General features: G+C 73.2%; 4 protein-coding genes. 2 read left to right on the forward strand and 2 right to left on the reverse strand.

Annotated elements, in window-relative coordinates; all coding sequences use genetic code 11:
• Positions 1 to 296 (forward strand): hypothetical protein (locus FHG89_RS31415; RefSeq protein WP_208761174.1); only part of this gene is annotated, 296 nt, incomplete at its 5' end.
• A gap of 102 nt (positions 297 to 398) precedes the next feature.
• Positions 399 to 1,331 carry an alpha/beta fold hydrolase gene (locus FHG89_RS31420; protein WP_139588011.1) on the forward strand — a complete coding sequence of 311 codons (933 nt, stop codon included), beginning with the start codon at positions 399 to 401 and terminating at the stop codon, positions 1,329 to 1,331.
• A 22-nt stretch (positions 1,332 to 1,353) separates the two neighbouring features.
• Here the strand turns inward: FHG89_RS31420 and FHG89_RS31425 are convergent, their stop codons facing one another.
• Together FHG89_RS31425 and FHG89_RS31430 are read right to left on the reverse strand one after the other, a co-directional pair.
• Positions 1,354 to 1,719, reverse strand: a complete 366-nt coding sequence (locus FHG89_RS31425) for a hypothetical protein (protein WP_139588013.1) — start codon at positions 1,717 to 1,719, stop codon at positions 1,354 to 1,356.
• A partial coding sequence (locus FHG89_RS31430) for an SseB family protein (RefSeq protein WP_139588012.1) occupies positions 1,716 to 2,933 on the reverse strand: 1,218 nt, incomplete at its 5' end. The genes FHG89_RS31430 and FHG89_RS31425, both read right to left, overlap by 4 nt.

Consider the following 2,933-nt stretch of genomic DNA (forward strand, 5'->3'; position numbering starts at 1 on the left):
CCACCCCACCGCCCCTGTCCCGCACCGTCCCGCCGACCATGCCCGCCGTGCCGAAGCCACCCAAGCCGACGGACCCGACCGACAAGCGAGCGCCCGACCTGGTCTCCGGCCACATCACCCGGGGCGGATCGGGCCCCTGCTACGGGCTCGTCTCCGAGGACGGCATCGAGTACGCAGTGCACGGCACCGGCGTCGGCACACTGACCGAGGGCAGCTTCGTCACCCTCCGGCTCATCTCCCGCTCCTTCGAGGTCGACTGCGGACCGGGAGTCCGCGCCAGCATCGTCACCCGGTGACCCGGCACGGACCCCCGCGACGGTAGGGGACAACCCGGGCTTCTCCCTGTTCACCGCGACCACCAGGGTCATCTGAGGCATCCGGGTCCTAGGCTGTCTGCCATGACCGACCAGCGCGGCGGAGCCGTCGACGAGTCCTGCGTCCTCACCGAGGGGCCGTGGACGCACCGCTTCGTCGGCGCCAACGGCACCCGGTTCCACGTGGTCGAGGCCGGCACCGGCCCGATGGTGCTCTTCCTGCACGGCTTCCCGGAGCACTGGTGGGCGTGGCACCAGATGCTTCCGGCCGTCGCCGACGCCGGCTTCCGGGCGGTCGCCGTCGACCTGCGCGGCTACGGTGCCAGCGACAAACCACCCCGGGGGTACGACGGCTACACCCTCGCCGCCGACATCGCCGGGCTGATCCGGGCGCTCGGTGAACGGTCCGCGACACTTGTCGGCAGCGGCGTCGGCGGCATGGTCGCCTGGACTGTGGCGTCGTTCCACCCGGCCCTGGTCCGCCGTCTCGTGGTGCTGGGAGCACCGCACCCGCTACGGCTGCGCGCCGCCATCTTCGCCGACCCGCGCGGGCAGTTCGCGGCCTCAACCCCGGCGCTGAAGTTCCAACTGCCCCGCTACGAGCACGTCCTGACCCGGGACGGCGCGGCGGCCGTGGAGGAGATCCTGCGCCGCTGGGGTGGGCCACGATGGGTGGCCGGGTCGGACTTCGAGGCGTACGCGCAGCGGTGCCGGGAGGCGATGCGAATCCCGCAGGCCGCGTTCTGCGCGTTGGAGGGCTACCGGTGGGCGTTCCGCTCGGTGCTGCGACTGCACGGCTACCGGTTCGTACGCCTCATGCAGAAGCCGCTTGTCACCCCGACCCTCCAACTGCACGGCGCCATGGACGTCGCCTCCCTGCCGAGGACGGCCCTGGGCTCCGGACGGTACGTCGTGGCCCCGTACGAGTGGCGGCTGCTCGACGGGGTGGGCCACTTTCCGCACCTGGAGGCACCGGATCTGGTGCTCGGCGAGGTCCTTCGGTGGGCCAAGTCCTGACCGGTCGCACCCGCTGCGACCGTCAGACCCGCTGCTCCCGCAGGTCGGTGACCTCGGCGGCCGGCGCCCAGCCCTGGTAGACGCCGAAGTCGAAGACCTCCAGCCGCATCGCCTCGGCCACCGGCCAACGGCCGCCGGTGTACTCGACGCGCAGCCAGGCGTCGTGTTCGCCGAGCACGATGAACGGCTGCCCCTGCCAGGTGCAGGTGGTCCGCACGTACGCCAGGTCCTCGATGTCGCTGGCCGGCAGCACCCGCACGTACCGGCCGGGCCGGACCTCCTCGAAGCCGTCAGCCGGCTCGGGCTGGTAGAGCCGGATGTCGTCGCCGTCCGGGCTGGCCTGGTACTCCCGACCCCGCCAGCGGGCCACGTAGCCGTCGCGCATCACGCCTCCCCGACCCGTCGCCACACCACCGCGTCCGTGTCGAGCGACGCGACCACCCGTTCGGTGCCGTCCGCGCCGATCCGCCAGAGCTGCGCGCCGTGCGGCAGCCGGGCGCTGTCCACCTTGAACTCGGCCACCACGTCGCTGCTCTCGCCGGGCGCGAAGCCGTTACCCCGAAACGGTGGGCGTTCGATGACCCAGCCCTCCATGGCCCGCATCGCCGGCTCGTTCTGCCCCCCGTACGGGATCCGGTAGAGGCTCGGCCGGTGCGCCGGCCAGCGCAGCACGTAGATCTCCTCGGCGTCCCGCACGAACGGCGAGGCCGGGTAGTTGAGGCCGAGCGCGTCGTACAACTGGGCCGGCGTGGTCAGGTGGGCCAGTTCGCCCGCCCGGTGCACGAAGCCGGACACCCGGTCGTACCCCCGCTCCAGGTAGTACGCGAGCTGGCTGGGCGCGATCGCCTTCTGCATCACGGTCGGGCGGGCCGGGTCGACCGCCGCCGGAGCGTACCGGGGGCGGGCGGAGGGCTCCGCCACGGCCGGCGCCTCCTCGGTGTCGACCTCCAGGTCGTCTCCGAGCCCGACTTCGGCGGCCCAGTTGGCCAGGGCGACGATCTGCTCGCCGGGCAGCTTCGCGCCGACCGGGGTGCCCGGATTGACGGCGAACGACCAGTCCTCGTCCGGCCAGCGCCGGATCAGTTGGGCGAACTTCACCCCGACCGTGTCGACGTCACCGTCGGTGTGGTCGGCGAGGCGCTCCGGCGACGTGTAGACCACCACGTACGTCTCACCGTCGAGCTGGCCGGTACGCCAGACGAAACCCGGGTCGCCGGGGCGGCTGCCGCGCACCGACTCCGGTGCGGCGGGCAGCAGCACCCGGGCCAGCAGCAGGGTGGACAGGAACGTGTCGGTGCTGCCCGCGCCGGCCGCGTTGAGCAGGTCCTCCTCGACCGTGTTGGCCGGCTCGAAGTCGATCGGCGCCGGGCTCGGCTCCTCGCCGCCCGCAGTCGCGTACGGGTCGCCGCCCTCGGTGTCCGCGCGAGGCGGCTCCGGTCGAGGCGACGGCGTGCCGTCGGCGGTGCGGGGCGGCTCCGGGAGGCTGTCGGTGCGGGGCGGCGGGGAGTCGACACGGTCGCCGCCGGCGCCGCGCCGCGGGTTCACGCCCATCGTCATCGAGGGCACCATCATCGAGTCCCGCGACCTGACCGAGCCGATCGG

Source organism: Micromonospora orduensis, assembly GCF_006228125.1.
In the GTDB taxonomy this organism is placed as follows: domain Bacteria; phylum Actinomycetota; class Actinomycetes; order Mycobacteriales; family Micromonosporaceae; genus Micromonospora; species Micromonospora orduensis.